The sequence below is a fragment of the Halorientalis pallida genome (assembly GCF_049605515.1).
GTDB lineage: Archaea > Halobacteriota > Halobacteria > Halobacteriales > Haloarculaceae > Halorientalis > Halorientalis pallida_A.
The window spans coordinates 1,995,193-2,012,137 of the sequence record NZ_CP187158.1 but is presented as its reverse complement, the minus strand read 5'-3'; the positions used below and the strand labels follow the sequence as shown (position 1 = coordinate 2,012,137).

The window sequence follows — 16,945 nt, the reverse complement described above, 5'->3', positions numbered from 1 at the left end:
CGCATATGACCGGGCCGCCCATAAACATCCCGCCGTGTCCGACGCTCGTCACGCCGCCCTCGTCGACAGGTTGGCCACCGACGACACCCTCGTTGAGGTGGGAATCGGCAACCGTCCCGCCGTCGCCGCCGCGCTCGCCGACCGGGGCTGTACCGTGACCGCCACCGACGTGTCCGACCGCGAGGTGCCCGCGAGCGTCGAGTTCGTCCGCGACGACGTGACCGACCCCGACCCCGCCGTCTACGCCGACGCCGACGCGATCTACGCGCTGAACTGCCCGCCGGAACTCCACCGGCCGGTTCGTGACGTGGCCCGTCGGGCCGACGCGGACTTCCGCTTTACCACGCTGGGCGGCGACCCGCCGCTGGTACCGGTCACCCGCGAGTCCCTCCCCGGGACCGGCGAGACGCTGTTTCTCGCCGAGGACAACCGACCCGGCTGATCGTGTGGTGTGATGGCATACGACGCCCTTCGTGGCTCGACAGGTCAGAAGCGGTTTTCAAGGCGGCCCCTCTTGGAACGGGTATGCAGGTAGACGCGGTCGTGCTCGACATCGACGGGGTACTCGTCGACGTCGCCGACTCCTACCGCCGGGCCATCGTCGAGTCTATCGAACACGTCTACGGGGACACGGTCGACCGGGCGGCCATCCAGCAGTTCAAGGACGCCGGGGGCTTCAACAACGACTGGGAACTCACCTACGCGGCGGCGCTGTACGTGCTGGCCACCCAGTACGGGCTGGACCGCGATCTGGAGTCGTTCACCGACATGATCGCCGCGACCGGCGGCGGCCTCGACGCCGCCGAGACGGTCGTGGTCAACGCCGTCGGCCCGGCCGAGCGCGAGCGCATCTACGACGCCTGGGACTGTGAGCGCCTGCGCGAGGTCTTCCAGCAACTCTATCTCGGGAGCGACCTGTACCGCGACCTCGAAGGCGGGGACCCCGACATGGACACCGAGGGGTTCATCAACGACGAACCGAAGCTCGTCGACCCCGAGGCGCTCTCCCGCCTCCAGCGCAACTTCGACGTGGGCGTGCTGACGGGTCGCCCCGCCGCCGAGGCCGACATCGCGCTGGAGCGCGTGGGCCTGGACGTGCCCGACGACCACCGCTTCACGATGGACGACTGGGAGGAGGGGAAACCCCATCCGCGCGCGCTGACGACGCTCGCCGAGCGGTTCGGGGCCGACGCCGTCGCCTTCGCCGGCGACACGCTCGACGACGTGCGCACCGCCGTGAACGCCGCCGAGGCCGACCCCGACCGGAGCTACTACGGCGTGGGCGTCCTCACCGGCGGCCTCACCGGCGAGTCCGGCCGCGAGAAGTACGAACGCGCGGGGGCTGACCTGGTGATCGACTCCATCAACGATCTGCCCGGTCGGCTGGCGGACTGACGGCGGCAACGTCGGCCGCTCGCGCAACGCTTTTCGGGGTATCGCCGTACCTACGAGTATGCAAATCGCACTGCTTGGCGGCACTGGCGACATCGGGGAGGGACTGGCGCTTCGCTTTGCCTACGACACCGACCACGACGTGTTGATCGGCTCCCGCGAGGCGAGCCGCGCCGAGACCAAGGCCCGGGAGTACGAGACCGAACTCGACAGCCGCGGCGTCGAGGTCGACGTGGCTGGCCACGACAACGCCGCCGCCGCCGCGGCCGCGGACGTGGTCGTCCTCGCGGTCCCGGCCTACCACCTCGCCGACACCGTCGACGCCATCGAGGACGAGATCGACGAGGAGACCGTCCTCGTCACCCCCGCCGTCGGGATGAAACGCGACGAGGACGGCTTCCACTACAACCGCCCCGGCGCGGGTAGCGTGACCGCGCTGGCCGCCGAGGCCGCCCCCGAGGACGTGCCCGTCGTCGGCGCGTACCACAACCTGCCGGCGGCCCGACTGGCGAACCTGGACGCCGATCTCGGCATCGACACGGCCATCGTCGGCGACGACGCCGACGCCGTCGACACTGTGACCCGCCTGACCGAGGAGGTCGAGGGCCTGCGCGCCGTCGACGCCGGCCCGCTGGCAAACGCCGCCGAGATCGAGGCGATCACGCCGCTCCTGATCAACGTCGCCAAGAACAACGACGGGCTGCACGACCTGGGCGTGCGGTTCCGGTAGCCGCTCCGGTCGATTCGAATCAGTCGGGGTCGAGCGCCGTACTCACTCCGATAATTTCATACCAAACGAAATAAAATTATCTGCCAGCGAGCCATGGCCGTTCCGTGTTCGGCGTGTGGGCGAGGCGTCGATGCGTGCCACAGCTGTCCGGACTGTGGCGAGGAGTACTGCACAGAGTGTCTGCTCCCGGACGAGCACGGCTGTCCTGGGTACCAGGGTTCGGTGTCGTCGAACGCGGCCCACGACTCACCGACCGGCGAGAGCGGCACCGACGGAAACGGGACGGCCCGCCCAGCGGGAAACGGGTCGAGTCGAGTCGACGGGAACGGGCCGGTTGGAGCTGATCCGGACGAATCACCCCTCGGATGCCCGGCCTGTGGCGTGGTCGACGCTTTTCTCTACGAGTGCCCCGCGTGTGGCGTGAGCCACTGCGCGGACTGCCATCCCACCGAGGCCCACGGCTGTGCCCCGACGGAAATAGACAGCATCTGAGCGGGGACAGCGCGGGACGAACTAGATGTCCAACACCACTGGCTGGAGGTTCCGTCTGTCGAGATACCGCTCGATGTGCGGGTGACGTTCGCCGATCTCCGCTGGCTGGTGGGCGTCCGAGCCCACCGTGATCGGAATGTCGTACTCGGCCAGCACGTCCAGGAAGGCGGGCGACGGGTGGAACTCGCCGTACTCGTCGAGCGCGCGGCCGGCGTTGAGCTCCGGGATCGTCCGCGAGTCGGCGAAGGCTTCGGCGACCCGTCGGTAGTCGGCCTCGGTCGCGAGGTCCCGGAGCGCGGGGTTTCGCTCCACGAGGTCGACGTGGGCCGCCACGTCGAACAGTTCCGACTCGATCAGGGCCACGAGGTAGTCGAAGTAGCGGTCGACGGCGGCCTGCCGGTCCGTCGCGGACTGGTCGGCGAAGTAGGGTTCGACGTGGACGTTGACGCCGTCCAGGTAGTGGACGCTGCCGATGGTGTACTGGAAGTCGGCCTCGTCGAGGAACGCCCGGATCGCGTCTTCTTCCTCGGGGTGGTAGTCCATCTCGACGCCGTCGTAGATTTCGATCTCTGACTCCTCGCGGAGCCGCTGGATCGCCTCCCGACGGCGTTCGTAGGTCTCGTCGAGGTTGAACCCGAGCAGGTGTTTCTGCTCGGCGATCTCCTCGCGGTCCGAGACGTTGCAGTGGTCGGCGATCCCCACGCCCGCGAGCCCGGCCTCGGCGGCCGCCCGGACCATCTGGAACAGGAAGCGCCCGTCGGAGTACGTCGAGTGGACGTGGTAATCCCGATCCATCTGACGTGTGTGCTACCGCCGCCCGCTCCATAACCCCCCGTTGCGTTTCAGCGTTCGATGTAGGCCGTATCCGTGCCGGTTGGGTCCGCGTGCTGGACGGCCGAGACCACCACGCCTTTTTGACAGGTCCGACAAAGGCCGCCCGTGAACGCGCTCGAACTGTGGATTCGACTGGCGGCGGGCCTCGCGTTGATCCTCGCGAACGGCTTTTTCGTCGCCATCGAGTTCGCCCTGACTCGCGTCCGACAGTACTCCGAAGCGGAGTTCGACAAGCCCGGCTTGCGCCGCGCCTGGGAGATGACCGACGACCTGGAGATCTACCTGACCAGCTGTCAGGTGGGGATCACCGCCTCCTCCATCGCGGTCGGGATCGTCGCCGAACCGGCGCTGGCGGCCATCTTCGAGCCGTACTTCGCCAACACCGCGCTGGCCTCCATCGGGGCCGGCGGGATCATCGCCTTCCTGATCATCAACCTCCTGCACCTGACCCACGGCGAACAGACGCCGACGTACCTCGGCGTCGAGCGGACGAAGTTCGTCACCCGCTGGGGCGCGACGCCGCTGTACTGGTTCGCCTGGCTCATCTCGCCGATCATCAAGGTCGGCGACGGCATCGCCAAGTGGACCCTGAAGCTGTTCGGCGTCGAGATGACCGGCGCGTGGCTCGAAGCCGAGGAGGAGATCATCGAGTCCCGCGCGGACCTGCGCAACCGGCTGGACTACCTGCTCGAACAGGGGGACCTCTCCGAGGAACGCCGCGAGGAGATCCGCAACGCCCTCCGGGTCGGCGAGGAACCCATCAGCGAAGTCATGACGCCCGTCGACGACGTGGTCTTCCTCTCGACCGACGCGTCCGTCGCGGAGAACCTGGACCGGATCGGGTCCAGCCCACACACTCGCTTCCCGCTGATCGGCGAGGGCCCGGAGGACTTCCTCGGCATCGTCTACGTCCCCTCCGTCGTCGACCGGATCGACGACCTCCAGGCCGGTGACACCTCCTTCGAGGAGATCGCCGCGCCGCCGATGACGATGGCCCCCGAGACGATCATCAGCGACGCCGTCGACCAGTTCCAGGCCGAGAGCCAGGAACTCGCACTGGTCCTCTCGGAGGGCGAAGTCGTCGGCCTGCTCACCGCGACCGACGCCCTCGAAGCCGTGATGGGCGACATCGAGGACCCCCTCGACGAGGCGGCGGACCTCTCGGCCGAAGACCGACGGCTGGACTAGTCCAGTCGCCGCCCGTCCCGCGGACAGAACTCGTACGCGTCGGCGGTCGTCCGGAACCCACACTCCGGGCACTCCCGGACGCGCTCGGCGTCGTCGCCTCCCCCGCCGTCGCGGAACAGGAACGGGACGAAGGGGAGAAACAGGAAGAACACGAACGACTCGAAGTACCACCAGAGCGCGACACTGACGACGAGGCTCACCGCGACGCCGACCGCCGCCGTCACCGTCCGCGACCCGACCATACCCTGGCCTACGCACGTCACGGCGAAAAGGTGGCGGTGGGCGACGGTCGATCCCGGTGTGCCAGCTCCAGCGTGTCTCCGTTCGAACTCGTCCCAATTAATATGTAATTCCGGTCGACATCTCCCACCGTGACTCTCTGCGAGCGCGTCTGGGACGAACTGGTGGGGCGGTACGGGGCCGACCTCCGTGCGGTGATCCGGTACCACCCGATGGAGTACGAGACACACATGCGCGACGACGTTCGGGCGCAGTACACCGACAGCGACGTGCAGGCGTTCGTCGACGAGGCCATCGTCAACCAGCTGAGTCTGGAGTCGAAAGTCGACGAAGTCGACCTCGGGCCCTTCCACGGCCTCGTCCGGATCTTCGACGACGCGTGGGTCTTCATCTGGCCGGACAGTCTCGACGAGAAGTCGGGCTTTCTCGTCACGCTCCAGCGCGAGGGCTCGGCCGTCGGAATCGACGCTATCGAGGAGATCGATACGTACCTGACCGAGGAGATCGAACCGCGGATTCCGCCCGTTCAGTCGGTATAGTAGTACTCGCCGTCGTTTTTCTGCTGGCGGTCGAGTTGACTGCCGGGCTTGTTGACGCGGGGCCGTGAGGTCCGTTCGTCGCGGCGGAAGGTCACGTCGAGGTTGGCGAGGAACTCGTTCATCCCCTCGCGCATCCCCTTGGGCGCCGAGGCCCGGCCGTGTTCGGCGGGTTCGCCGTCGAAGACGAGCAGGCGGTCGGCCAGCAGGTCGATCATGTAGATGTCGTGGTCGATGACCAGCGCCGTGGCGTCGTGAATCTCGGTGTACCGCCGGATGGCGTCGGTCGCCAGCACGCGCTGTTCCACGTCCAGGTGGGCCGAGGGTTCGTCCAGCAGGTAGAGATCGGCGTCCTTCGAGAGACAGGCCGCGATGGCGACCCGCTGGCGCTCCCCGCCCGAGAGGTCGGTGAGGTTCTGCTCCATCACCCGTTCGAGCTGGAGCGGCTGGGCGATCTCGGTCTGCCAGTAGGACGACCCGAAGTCGTCGGTGATCGAGCGGAGGAACGCGTCGACCCGCATGTGCTGGTCGATCTCGATGTACTGGGGCTTGTAGGAGATGTCCAGCTGTGCGTCGACCTCGCCCGAATCCGGTTCGAGCCGGCCGGCGAGCAACTGGGCGAACGTCGACTTCCCGATCCCGTTGGGACCGACGACGCCCAGCACTTCGCCCTCGTGGATCTGGCCGGACTCGGCTTCGAGGCTGAACTCGCCGTCGCCGTAGGACTTGGTGAGTTCGGGGTACTCGGCGACCACCTGGCCGCTGGTGACGGTCCGGGGCGCGTGTTCCTCGAACTCGATGGCCTCCTGGCGGATGCGCATGTTCTCGTTCTCCAGGTAGCCCGAGAGGTACTCGTTGATGCCGTTGCGCACCGATTTGGGCGGCGTGATGATACCGAACGCGCCGGGACTCCCGTAGGCGAGGTGGATGTTGTCCGCGAGCAGGTCGAGGATCGCGAGGTCGTGTTCGACGACCAGCATCGAGCGGTCCTCCTCCTCGGCGAGTTCCCGGACGATCCGGGCGGCGGTCACGCGCTGGCCGATGTCGAGGTAGGGGGTGATCTCGTCGAGGAAGTAGAAGTCGGCGTCCCGGGCCAGCGTGGCGGTCATGGCCACGCGCTGGAGTTCGCCCCCGGAGATGGAGTCGATGTCCTGATCCAGTACCGCCTCGATACCGAACCGCTCGACCAGATCGTCCAGGGCACCGCGCTCGTCGGTCCGCTCGAGGAGTTCGCGGGTCTTCCCGTCGAACTGGTCGGGAATCTGGTCGACGTACTGGGGCTTGCGCGCGACGGTCACGTCGTCGTCACGGAGGTCTTCGAGGTAGTCCTGAAGTTCGGTGCCCCGGTACTCGTCCATGATGGTGTCCCAGTCGGGCTCCTGGTTGAACTCGCCGAGGTTGGGCTGCATCTCGCCGGCGAGGATGTGGACGGCGGTGGTCTTCCCGATGCCGTTCGGGCCGAGGATGCCGGTGACCTGCCCTTCCTCGGGGGCGGGGAGGCCGTAGAGGGCGAAGGCGTTCTCGCCGTAGCGGTGGACGGGTTCCTCGTCGAGTTCCTGGGGGAGGTTGATGATCTCGATGGCGTCGAACGGGCACTTCTCGACGCAGATGCCACAGGACTCGCCGAGACAGAGCTCCTCGCTGATCGAGATCTGGTCGGGGCCGCCCTCGTAGAGGTCGTCGTCCTCGTAGCGCTCGTCGCGGGTGACGATACACTCCTCCCCGGTCCGGTTCGGCGGACAGAAGTTCGCACACTCGTAGTTACACCGGTCGGGCTGGCACCTGTCGAGGTCGACGACGGCGATGCTGTCTTCGGCCATGTTAGAAGGGGAGCGATGTGTTCGCGGTCAGCAGGACGCCCCAGGAGACGAACCAGAGCGAGAAGGTCATGAAGCCGACGTAGAGGTAGTCTTTCGCTCCGAAGTCGTCGACGTCGATGCCCAGCAGTTTCAGAATCGGGAACTGGACGAGGATCGCCCCGAGGACGACCAGCAGCGCGGTGTCGTTGGTCGCGGCCACGGCGGGGTCCATCCCGGCAGTCGCTGCCGAGGAGGCGACGGCCGCCCCGATCCCCGCAATCGAGGCCAGCGTCGTCACTTTCAGCCCGCGGACGTGGGCTGCCCGCCGTTCGGCCGTGTCCGTTGCCATACCAACGTCTCCGCCATCGGGCCCCAAAAACCGTTCGTTGTCGGGTCGCTCTCCCCGGGCGGTCCCGGTCGGCGTCGCGGTTCGGCGCGCACCGACACATGCCGAACGGCCGCGATGGGGCTGGATTCGGACTGTTCGGTCAGTCTGTGCATCAATCTTTATGGACCAGGCGCGCCACCGTCTACGCGATGGCAGAATCCGATGGGGAGACTATCGCGGACCTTCCGCCGAGCGCGAAGCTCGTGTACAAGGTGCTGGAGTACAACGGGCCGCTCACCCAGAAGGGGATCGTCGAAGAGTCCATGTTGTCCGCGCGGACCGTCCGGTACGCCCTGGAACGGCTCGAGGAGGTGGGGGCTGTCGACGAGGACGTCTACTTCGCCGACGCCCGGCAGAACCTCTACGAGATCGTTGACGACGTCGAGGAACAGCCCTCCGAAAGTACTGAATCGGCCGTCTCCGACTGACTCACTCGTTGCAGTCTCCCGACGGGACGCCCGGCACCTGTTTTCCGGTGCCCGTCCCGTCAGGTTCCCGCCTGCCCCGTGAGCCACTGGTACTGCGTCGCCGCCCGCGCCAGATAGTTGTAGTACGCGAGATAGAGCCCGGCGACGATCAGTCCAATCGCGCCGGCCGACGCACCCAGCAACACGAACAGCGCGGCCACCACGAACCCGGCGACCAGCGCCTCGCGCGCCGCCTGCTCGACGCCGTACCAGAGCGCACCGAACGCCCCGACGACGAGCAGACCCGTCCCCACGCCGCCGAACAGCACCCGCGTCGCGATGGCCCCGAAGACGAACACCAGCCCGACCAGATCGTTCGCACTCGTCGTCGCGGGATCGCCCGCGACCATCCCGAGGAGGACGATCAGCGCGATGAACAACCCGACGCCGCGGTAGAAGTTCGAGAGCTTGCGCCGGTACCGCTCCGAGGCCGGGAGCGTCCGCCCGCTCTCGGCGGTCCCGTCACTCGGGGCCGCTCCGCCCCCGCCACTGCTGGCCTCGGCACTCCGGAACCCCTCGACGAAATTCGCCGCCGTTCCCCCGAGCAGGTAGCAGAGCCCGCCGACGACGGTCCCGGCCGTACCGCCCATGAACAGCCAGATCGACTGATCGGCGGTGAGCCCGATGGTGATCGGCACCGACAGGTCCGACGCCGACGTATTGACGTACCCGATACCGCCGACGACCAGCGCGACGAACGACACGAGGACGATCACGGACCCGAGCAACGCGATCCCGCGGGAGACTTGCTGGAACACGTGCTTCCAGTCGTCCATGCCACTAACTACCAATGAACAGAACATAACGTCCCGGCGCGTTTCGACGCGCGCCATCGACCGCCCGACGCCGCCTCGTTGCAGGGTGTCTCTGCCCTATTTTTACGCTCTCACGGGCGCGTCGCTCCCTCAATCGGCGTCGGCCGTCGCCTGTTCGCCTCTCTCCTTGACTCGCTCGACGACGGCGTCGACGTCCTGCCGTTTCTCGCCGAGCGCCGCCCCGAGCAAGGCACCCATCGCGGCCCCCGTACTCGCCGCGTTCCGACTGATCAATCCCCCGACTGCGCCGCCCACGGCACCGCCGATAGCTGCGTACCGGGCACGACCGAGTGCGCGTTTGATGCGTCCCATATCACTACAGACGACGCTCCAGCGGATAAAACTCGCGGCCCCCTTTTTTCGGGTGCCTCGCGTCGCTCGGCACCGCTCGTCGAAAAAGCTGGAGCAAAGAGCCGGACCCTCGGCCTCGCGCCGGTCCGACGACGTGGCGGCGATCCGCAACTGCACCGTCCTACGACGGAATGACCGCAATCCACCTTTTACTGCGTCGGGTTGCTCCCGCTGGTCGCAACCACTCCTTGTAAAACGTGGGCGAAAACTGCCGGACGCTCGGCCTCCGGCCTCGCGCCGGTCCGGCGACGTGGCGGCGATCCGCAACCGCACCGTCCTACGACGGAATGACCGCAATCCACCTTTTACTGCGTCGGGTTGCTCCCGCTGGTCGCAACCACTCCTTGTAAAACGTGGGCGAAAACTGCCGGACGCTCCCTGCGGTCGCGTCCGGTTCGACGACCTCACTCTACGACGGAATGACCGTGATCGTCTTCCCGCGGTCGATAGCCTGCTCCAGTTCCTCGGCGATGGCGCTCCCTCGCGAGACCTGGATCTCTCCGCCCCGGGAGACCGTGGCGGTGAACAGGTACTTCCCGTCGGCCTGGACCTCGACGGTCTCGCCGGCGTGGCCCTCCATCGGGACGATCACGTGCCGGGACGTGACTTCGGGGGTGACGATCTGGCCGGGCTGGCCGCCGCCACCGCCCCCGCCGCCACTGCCGGCACCGCCCGACGCGCCGCCGGGTTTCTCCGAGAGCGTCCGCACGTCGATGTCGATCCCCAGCCGGTTCTCGATGTCGGAGATGCGACCGCCGCCCTTGCCGATGACCTGTGAGATGTCGTCGTCCTCGACCCAGACGACGGCGGTGTTCGGTCCCTTGAGGTCGACCTCGACGTGGCCGTGCGCGACGGAGCGGATCTCCCGTTCGACCTCCTGTTTGGCGATGCGGTCGACGCCGGAGTCCTGCCCACCGCCCTCGCCGTCCTCGCCGAGCGGGACGGTGACGACCTGCCGGTTGAACGTGTAGATCTCGTACTCGGGCTGACCCGTCTCGAAGTCCCGGATCATGATGACCGGGCGCGCGAGGTCTTCCTCCATCAGCCCTTCCGGTACTTTCACCTCCGTCGTCACGTCGTAGACCTTCTCGACGCGGCCCTCCTCGATGTAGACGACGGTGTCGACGACCTGGGGGATCATCCCCAGTTCCACGCGGCCCACCAGCCGCTGGAGCGAGTCGATGGCCCGCGTCGCGTGGACGACGCCGATCATCCCCACACCTGCGAGGCGCATATCGGCGAAGACCTCGAAGTCGTCGGTCTTGCGCACCTCGTCGTAGATGGTGTAGTCGGGCCGGACCATCAGCAGGGAGTCGGCGGTCTTGGCCATCTCGCCGCCCAGTTCCGTGTACTGGGTGATGTTCGGGCCGACCTGCAGGTCCCGCGGCTTCTCCATGGTCTTGACGGCGAAGTCGGCGTCGGCGAGGAACTCGGCGACCGCCTGGGCGAACGTGGACTTCCCGGCCCCGGGTGCGCCGGAGATCAGGACGCCGCGCTGGTGGTCGGTGAGCCGCTCGCGGAGTTCGTCGGCGAACTCGTAGTCGTCGAGGTCGGTCTTGACGATGGGCCGGACCGCGGTGATCTCGTGGCCGTCGGCGAACGGCGGGCTGGCGATGGCGATCCGCATGTCCCGGAACTGGACGATGGTCATGCCGGGTTCCGAGAGTTCGATGAACCCGTCCGGGCTGGCGCGGGCGCTGTTCTCTATCTCCTGGGCCCACTCCTTGAGCTGGGCCTCCGTCGAGGGCTCGTCGCGGATCTCCTCGTAGTGCATCTCGCCGAGTTCGCCCCGCTTGGCCATCGGCGCCACTCCGGTCTTCAGGTGGACGCTCATCGTCGTCTCGTCGAGGAACTGCTCGATGGAGAGGGTCTCGACGGCGGTCTCCTCGACGATGGGCTCGACGTACTTGACGGCGATGCCTTTCGCCGTGGCCACCTCGCTCTGGACGATGTCGGAGGTGAACAGCGTCGCGTCGTGTTCGGCGGCGGTGTCGCGGATGATCGCGTCGATCTCGCCTTCTCCGGCGTCACCGATCTCGTCGGCGTCGGGGCGGCGACCGACGTATTCGAGGTCGATCTCGCCCGCGTCGGCCAGGTCAGCCAGCGCCTGGAGTTCGGTCAGTCCGTCCCAGCCGCTGTCGCGGCCCTCGTTGGCCTGTGACTCCAGTTCGCCGACGACGGCTTCCGGCACGTAGATCGTCGCGCCGGCGAAATCGCCGGCTTCGACGTGGTCGGACACGCGGCCGTCGATGACGACGCTGGTGTCCGGTACAACGTTCATACCCACAATAGGAGCGGGTCGCCTCATAAGGGTCGTGATGCTGTCGGCCGAGCGGGCGGCCGGGCACAATACTGATTCGACTGGGGTCGTGAGAGAAGGTAATGCCCAGCGAGGACGACGACGGGCCACCCGTCGACGACGCCATCGACGCCGCCGAGGACGCAGTCACGACCGCTGCGCAGGGTGCCGAGGAAGCGGGCGAGACGATCTACGACAAACTCCGCCAGTGGTTCGTCACCGGTGCGGCGCTGATCGTCCCGCTGGTCGTCACGCTGCTGGTGATCGCGTTCGTCCTGAACTTCATCTCGAACACGCTGGACCCGCTCGTGGACGCGGCCCGGTTCGTCGGCGTCGGCCCCCAGTTGCAGGAACTCGTGCTGGAAGCGGCCGCGATCTTCGTCCTCGTCGCGCTGGTGGTCCTCCTCGGATTCCTCGCCGACATCACCGAGCGGAACTTCGCGACGGTCTTTCACACGGCCATCGAGGTCGTTCCGGGTGTGGGCGGCCTCTACCGGAGCTTCCGGCGGATGAGCGACGTGTTCGTCGAGAGCAACACCGAGAGCTTCCAGGAAGTGAAACTCGTCGAGTTCCCCAGCGAGGGGTCGTACTCGCTGGCCTTTCTGACCGCGGACACGCCCGACGTGATCCAGGACTCGGCCGGCGAACTGGAGATGCAGACGCTGTTCATGCCGCTGGCACCGAATCCCGTCATGGGTGGCTTTCTCATCCACCTCCCGCCCGACCGCGTCCACGAGATCGGCATGACCGTCGAGGAGGCCGTCGAGGCCATCGTCACGAGCGGCGTCTCCGTCGACATCAGCGACCGGAACCGCGGCCGGGACCACTCGCTGACGATGGACGAACTGGGATCGCTGGGCGAGGCCGACCCCGTCGACGAGTCGTTCGACGGCGACGACGACATCCCGGACGAACACCGGCCCTGAGCTAGATCTCCTCGATCTCGAAGTCGGCGGCGTAGTAGTCCAGCGCGAGGACGACGACCGCACCGACGACGGAGACGCCGAGGAAGGTGATCGCCACGTCGACCGTGAAGCCGACCTCCCCCCGGACCGTCGCGACGGGCGCTCGGAGCGCCCCCACGACGAGCGCGACGAGGAAGGCCAGCGTCACCTCGCGGTTGCGATCCAGCGCGTACCTCACGGCCCGCGAGATGGTGAACAGCCCGATCAGTCCGCCGGCGATGAACGTCACGACCACGGTCCCCGGCTCGACGAGCGCGTCCACCGACCCGCCCGTCGCGAGCCCGGCGAGTCCGTCGACGAACGCCGAGAGCGTCTCGGACAGCCTGGCGTGTTGCCCGAGGATGACGAGAATCAACGACCCCGAGAGCCCGGGGAGAATCATCGCGCTCACGGCCACCGTCCCGGCCACGAAGACCAGCGGGAGGCCGCCCCCGAACAGTTCCTCTGCTTGCCCGGACATCAGGAAGGCCAGCAGGAAGCCCGCGACGGCGGCGACGCCGGCGCTCACGGTCCGGATCGAGATGGCTCGCAGGAGGACGACCGCGGAGGCCGCGATCAGCCCGAAGAAAAAGCCGTAGAGGACGACCGGATTGGTCCGGTTGAGGACCGTGACGATCCGGGTGACGATCACGACGGCGGTGAGGATGCCCAGCAGCAGGATGAGCAGGAACCAGCCGTCCACGTCGTCGAAGATCGCCTCGGCCCGGCGGACGGAGATCCCCCCGTCGAGGGGGGTGAGCGCCTTCAAAAAGCCAAGCACCGCCCGCGGCGTGACGGCGGTGATGGCTGTGATGAGTCGTTCGTAGATCCCCACGATCAGCGCGATGGTCCCGCCAGAAACCCCCGGGACGGCGTCGGCACTCCCCATGAAGATCCCGATCAGGTACGTCGACGCCCACTCGCGAAGCGGCGGCACCGACGCCCCGAGCCGCGGGGTCTCGTCGGTCGCGTGGTCCGGCGATGACGGCATTCACTCGCAGTTCCACGAACAGCGTCTTGTCTCTTGGGAAACGGGTCGCGGCGCGCCGCGCTTATGCCCCGGCCGCCCGCACCGACGGGTATGGACGCCATCGAGTTGACCCGGGACCTGGTCGCCATCCCGAGCCACGACTCCGAAGCCGCCGCCGGCGACTACATCGCGGACTGGCTCCGCGACCACACCGACGCCGATGTCCGCCGCGACGACGCCGGCGCGGACGAGAAACGCGGCGGCAATGTGATCGCTCGCAAGGGCTCGGGCGAGCCCACGCTCGCGCTGGTCGGCCACCACGACGTGGTGCCGCCGGACGACTCACAGGTCGACGGGGACGAGTACGTGATCGAAGAACGCGACGGCCGCATCTACGGCCGCGGCACCGCCGACATGAAAGGAGCCCTCGCGGCGGCGATGGTGGCCTTCCGTGACGCGGACCCGGCCTGCGAACTCGTCTTCGCCTCCTTCGTCGGCGAGGAGGTCGGCGGCGTCGGCGCACGTCACGCCATCGAGAACGGCTTCGCGCCCGACTACGCCGTCGTCACGGAGGGGTCGACGGGCTACTCCGGGCCACAGACCACGGACGTGGCGGTCGCGCACAAGGGCCGCCGCGGGAGTACGATCACGGCCCGCGGGGAGGCCGCCCACGCCAGCGAGGTCGAGCAGGGCGCGAACGCCATCTACCGCGCGACCGACGCGGTCGACGTGGTGCGGGACCTCGATTTCCCGTCGACCGACGTGCTGGGCCACTCGATGTCCGGCTCGGTCGCTGTCACCGAGATCGAGGGTGGCTCGGCGATGAACGTGATTCCCGAGCGCTGTGAATTCACCGTGGACGAGCGCACGGTTCCGGGCGAGCGCGCGCCACTTTCGCGGGTCGAGGATGTCGAGGGCGTCGAGTGGACCGTCGAGCAGGACCTGCCGCCGATGGCCTGTGGCGACGCCCAGTTCGCCGACGCCGTGCTCTACGCGGCCGACGACGCGCAGGAGAACACGCCCGAACACGTCGTCAAGCCCCACGCGACGGACGCGGGATGGTTGTCCGACGCAGGGACCGACTGCGTGATCTGTGGCATCGCCGAACCCGGCGAGGCCCACACCGCGACGGAGAGCGCGTCGCTGGCGGTGATCGAACGCTGTGAACGGATCTACCGCGGGCTGGCGGACTCGTTCACGGGGTAGAAGACATTTATTCGTTGCCGCGGAAGGGCGGATCGATGACACGGCGCAGGGCCGTCCTCCGGTCGCTCGCGCTCGCCGGGACCGGCACGTTCGCGGGCTGTGGCGGGCTCGGCGGTGAGGCGACGCCGACGCCGTCGGAGCGGGTGGAACGCGGCGCGGCCGAACCCGTGTCGATCAGCCGAACGTACGACCGGGGCCGGTACGCCTACCTCGACGCACAGCACGCGGTGCGGTACCCGGCGACCGCCAGCGCCGGGACGCCGATCCCGACGGGGACGCCCGCGTATCCGGAGCAGTACGCGACGACGCCGTTCGAGCGATGGGGGCGACTCCGGACGGCTGCGATCAGCGCCGGACGCGTCGCGACCGCGCTGGAGACCCGGTTCTCGGGAACGATCGAGACGGGCTCCGGAGCCGCACCCCACGGGGACGAAATCGTCGCGTACGTGTCCCTCACGACGGTGCTGGATCGTGGCGGCCGGGTCGATTTCACCCCCGAACAGGAGTTCGGGCCGGTCGTCGACGCGACCCCCGAATCGGTCCACGCGACCGTGCGGCTAGCCGATCAGGAGTACTCGCGGACGGTGCCCGTGTGGGTCGAAGAACGGACCATCCGCCAGACGAGCTAGAACAGATCGCTCGGATCGGCGTCGGTTTGGTCCTTCCGCTCGACCGCCAGCGCCTCCAGTGCCGCGCCGAGGTCGGCCTCGTCGGGCAGGGCGTGGATCTCGCAGGTGAACTCCACGTCGTCGGTCTGGAGCGTCGACTCGATGGTGAAGGCGTGGGTCTGGAACGGCCCCAGTTGCTCGGTGATGATCTCGACGAAGGCCATGTTCATGTCGCCGACGTACTCGGGCGGGGTGTGTTCGACGCCGGTTTCGAGGACGTTCGCCCAGCCGTCGATGAAGCCGCTGGTCATGATGTTCCCTAACTCCTCGATGGCGCTCTCGTGCATGCCGGTGAGCCCGTCCTCGTCGGGATCGACGGGCATCATCTCCTCGGCGATGTTCTCGGCGGATGCCTCGTCGAACAGGATGACCAGCGATCCGCTGGGCGTGCCGTCGAACTCGACGGTCGTGCCGACGTAGTCGCCGTCCTCCAGCTGGGCGGCGATGTCGTCGATGGGGGTGAACGTGATCCCGGCGATCTCCGTGCTGGTCTCGATGCCTGTCATCTGGGTCACGCGCTCGGCCGCCGCCTCGGTGCCCTCCTTGGTCAGGTCGCTGAACACCGACAGCTTCTCCAGCGGGATCTCGTCGGCCCCTTCGGCTCCGTCGTCGAAGCCGAACAGGTCGTCCTCGTCCCCGGGATCGAACGAGCCGGAGTCGTCACCCGTCGCGTCGTCGGTGCCGAAGCCACCGGCGTCGTCGCTCGCGCCGAACGCACCCTCGGTGCTCCCGCCGAAGGGGTCGTCGTCCGCCGTCGCGTCGGCCCCCTCGCCCTCGACCGTCTCGTCTACGGTCGCCGGTTCGGGTGTCGCGGTGTCGGCGTCCGCGCTGACCGATCCCTCGTCTCCGCCGGGGACGATCAGTTCGTCGGTGTCGGCGTCCTGACCGTCGATCTCGTCGCGCTCGGCCTCGGAGAACACGGGGTCGAGCGCCGAGCGGTCGGGCGCGAGGTAGATGTCGATGCGGCCCTCGCCCGACCGCCAGGTGATCGAACTCTGGAAGACGAGCGTGCTGTCGGTTTCGGGGCCGGTGGGGTCGAGCTGGAGGGCGTCGGCGTCCGGATCGTCGAGGTACGTCGGCGCGGTCATCGAGAGGCCGGCACCGAGGTGGTCGCCCCAGTCGGTCGTGAACGACCCCATCATGATGTTGGCCATCTCCTTGAGCCCCGCAGAGGCCATCGAATCGTCGGCTTCGCCGGGGACCAGCGCCTCGACGACGGCCTCCGTCGCCGGCTGGTCGAACAGCAGGAGGGCCGTCCCGGAGAGTTTCCCCTCGATGTCGAAGCGCACGACCTCGTAGCCGCCGCTGTCGATCCGCTCGATGACGTCCTCGTGGTTCACCAGCAGGATCTTCGTCGTCCCGATGGCGGTGCTGGCGGCCGTCATGTCCGTGAGCGCACCGTTGGCTCGCTCCGTGCCGTCACGCGTGAGCAGATTCAGTTCCTCCAACGCGTCGATGTCGATTTTCATCGTTGTCCCCAGCGGCCGGGTCCCGCCGACACTCCATCGACCGGGCCTGTCACTCTATCTCACGAACCGCCTTGAATAGCTGTTACGCCGTGATTATCAAGTCTGGAACTGGTGTGGGGGTGCCTGCCGGGGAACCAACCCTTTTGCCGCGTCGGCC

Annotated in this window: 18 protein-coding genes; 9 read left to right on the top strand and 9 right to left on the bottom strand. The window is 67.7% G+C overall.

The window, feature by feature from the left end:
- Positions 1 to 34: 34 nt before the first annotated feature.
- From ACOZ4N_RS11840 to npdG, 3 genes are all read left to right on the top strand, one after another.
- Positions 35 to 442 carry a UPF0146 family protein gene (locus ACOZ4N_RS11840; protein WP_424016588.1) on the top strand — a complete coding sequence of 136 codons (408 nt, stop codon included), beginning with the start codon at positions 35 to 37 and terminating at the stop codon, positions 440 to 442.
- 83 nt (positions 443 to 525) lie between these two features.
- Positions 526 to 1,395, top strand: coding sequence for a TIGR01548 family HAD-type hydrolase (locus ACOZ4N_RS11835; RefSeq protein ID WP_424016587.1), 870 nt, complete (start codon positions 526 to 528; stop codon positions 1,393 to 1,395).
- Between the two features lie 58 nt (positions 1,396 to 1,453).
- Positions 1,454 to 2,122 carry an NADPH-dependent F420 reductase gene (npdG, locus tag ACOZ4N_RS11830; RefSeq protein ID WP_424016586.1) on the top strand — a complete coding sequence of 223 codons (669 nt, stop codon included), beginning with the start codon at positions 1,454 to 1,456 and terminating at the stop codon, positions 2,120 to 2,122.
- Between the two features lie 513 nt (positions 2,123 to 2,635).
- Here the strand turns inward: npdG and ACOZ4N_RS11825 are convergent.
- On the bottom strand, positions 2,636 to 3,409 hold the full coding sequence (locus tag ACOZ4N_RS11825) for a histidinol-phosphatase HisJ family protein (protein WP_424016585.1): 774 nt from the start codon (positions 3,407 to 3,409) through the stop codon (positions 2,636 to 2,638).
- Positions 3,410 to 3,553: 144 nt separating this feature from the next.
- Between ACOZ4N_RS11825 and ACOZ4N_RS11820 the strand changes: the two genes are divergently transcribed.
- The gene (locus ACOZ4N_RS11820) at positions 3,554 to 4,636 is read left to right on the top strand and encodes a hemolysin family protein (RefSeq protein WP_424016584.1); all 1,083 of its coding nucleotides are present in this window, start codon (positions 3,554 to 3,556) and stop codon (positions 4,634 to 4,636) included.
- Here ACOZ4N_RS11820 and ACOZ4N_RS11815 read toward each other — a convergent pair.
- The gene (locus tag ACOZ4N_RS11815) at positions 4,633 to 4,878 is read right to left on the bottom strand and encodes a hypothetical protein (protein ID WP_424016582.1); all 246 of its coding nucleotides are present in this window, start codon (positions 4,876 to 4,878) and stop codon (positions 4,633 to 4,635) included. The genes ACOZ4N_RS11820 and ACOZ4N_RS11815 overlap by 4 nt on opposite strands.
- 129 nt (positions 4,879 to 5,007) lie before the next feature.
- Between ACOZ4N_RS11815 and ACOZ4N_RS11810 the strand changes: the two genes are divergently transcribed.
- Positions 5,008 to 5,415: a hypothetical protein gene (locus tag ACOZ4N_RS11810; RefSeq protein ID WP_424016581.1), complete on the top strand. Its 408-nt coding sequence runs from the start codon at positions 5,008 to 5,010 to the stop codon at positions 5,413 to 5,415.
- Here ACOZ4N_RS11810 and ACOZ4N_RS11805 read toward each other — a convergent pair.
- Both ACOZ4N_RS11805 and ACOZ4N_RS11800 read right to left on the bottom strand, forming a co-directional pair.
- Positions 5,403 to 7,232, bottom strand: coding sequence for a ribosome biogenesis/translation initiation ATPase RLI (locus ACOZ4N_RS11805; RefSeq protein WP_424016580.1), 1,830 nt, complete (start codon positions 7,230 to 7,232; stop codon positions 5,403 to 5,405). The genes ACOZ4N_RS11810 and ACOZ4N_RS11805 overlap by 13 nt on opposite strands.
- 1 nt (position 7,233) lies before the next feature.
- Positions 7,234 to 7,560, bottom strand: coding sequence for a hypothetical protein (locus tag ACOZ4N_RS11800; protein WP_424016579.1), 327 nt, complete (start codon positions 7,558 to 7,560; stop codon positions 7,234 to 7,236).
- Between the two features lie 188 nt (positions 7,561 to 7,748).
- Here ACOZ4N_RS11800 and ACOZ4N_RS11795 point away from each other — a divergent pair, with 188 nt between their 5' ends.
- The gene (locus tag ACOZ4N_RS11795; protein WP_129070726.1) at positions 7,749 to 8,027 is read left to right on the top strand and encodes a MarR family transcriptional regulator; all 279 of its coding nucleotides are present in this window, start codon (positions 7,749 to 7,751) and stop codon (positions 8,025 to 8,027) included.
- Positions 8,028 to 8,086: 59 nt separating this feature from the next.
- Here the strand turns inward: ACOZ4N_RS11795 and ACOZ4N_RS11790 are convergent, their stop codons facing one another.
- From ACOZ4N_RS11790 to ACOZ4N_RS11780, 3 genes are all read right to left on the bottom strand, one after another.
- The gene (locus tag ACOZ4N_RS11790) at positions 8,087 to 8,842 is read right to left on the bottom strand and encodes a hypothetical protein (protein ID WP_424016578.1); all 756 of its coding nucleotides are present in this window, start codon (positions 8,840 to 8,842) and stop codon (positions 8,087 to 8,089) included.
- 129 nt (positions 8,843 to 8,971) lie between these two features.
- Complete coding sequence (locus ACOZ4N_RS11785; RefSeq protein ID WP_424016577.1) at positions 8,972 to 9,193, bottom strand: glycine zipper 2TM domain-containing protein; 222 nt, start codon at positions 9,191 to 9,193, stop codon at positions 8,972 to 8,974.
- A gap of 448 nt (positions 9,194 to 9,641) precedes the next feature.
- Entirely contained in the window at positions 9,642 to 11,513 is a 1,872-nt protein-coding gene (locus tag ACOZ4N_RS11780; RefSeq protein WP_424016576.1) for a PINc/VapC family ATPase, read from the bottom strand.
- Between the two features lie 101 nt (positions 11,514 to 11,614).
- On the opposite strand from ACOZ4N_RS11780, the gene ACOZ4N_RS11775 reads away from it, so the two are divergent.
- Positions 11,615 to 12,457, top strand: a complete 843-nt coding sequence (locus ACOZ4N_RS11775; RefSeq protein WP_424016575.1) for a DUF502 domain-containing protein — start codon at positions 11,615 to 11,617, stop codon at positions 12,455 to 12,457.
- 1 nt (position 12,458) lies between these two features.
- Here the strand turns inward: ACOZ4N_RS11775 and ACOZ4N_RS11770 are convergent, their stop codons facing one another.
- Complete coding sequence (locus ACOZ4N_RS11770; protein ID WP_424016574.1) at positions 12,459 to 13,466, bottom strand: DUF368 domain-containing protein; 1,008 nt, start codon at positions 13,464 to 13,466, stop codon at positions 12,459 to 12,461.
- A 90-nt stretch (positions 13,467 to 13,556) separates the two neighbouring features.
- On the opposite strand from ACOZ4N_RS11770, the gene ACOZ4N_RS11765 reads away from it, so the two are divergent.
- On the top strand, positions 13,557 to 14,651 hold the full coding sequence (locus ACOZ4N_RS11765; protein ID WP_424016573.1) for a M20 family metallopeptidase: 1,095 nt from the start codon (positions 13,557 to 13,559) through the stop codon (positions 14,649 to 14,651).
- A gap of 35 nt (positions 14,652 to 14,686) precedes the next feature.
- The gene (locus ACOZ4N_RS11760; RefSeq protein ID WP_424016572.1) at positions 14,687 to 15,280 is read left to right on the top strand and encodes a hypothetical protein; all 594 of its coding nucleotides are present in this window, start codon (positions 14,687 to 14,689) and stop codon (positions 15,278 to 15,280) included.
- On the opposite strand, the gene ACOZ4N_RS11755 is transcribed toward ACOZ4N_RS11760, so the two are convergent.
- Positions 15,277 to 16,788, bottom strand: coding sequence for a chemotaxis protein CheC (locus ACOZ4N_RS11755; protein ID WP_424016571.1), 1,512 nt, complete (start codon positions 16,786 to 16,788; stop codon positions 15,277 to 15,279). The genes ACOZ4N_RS11760 and ACOZ4N_RS11755 overlap by 4 nt on opposite strands.
- Positions 16,789 to 16,945: the final 157 nt, after the last annotated feature.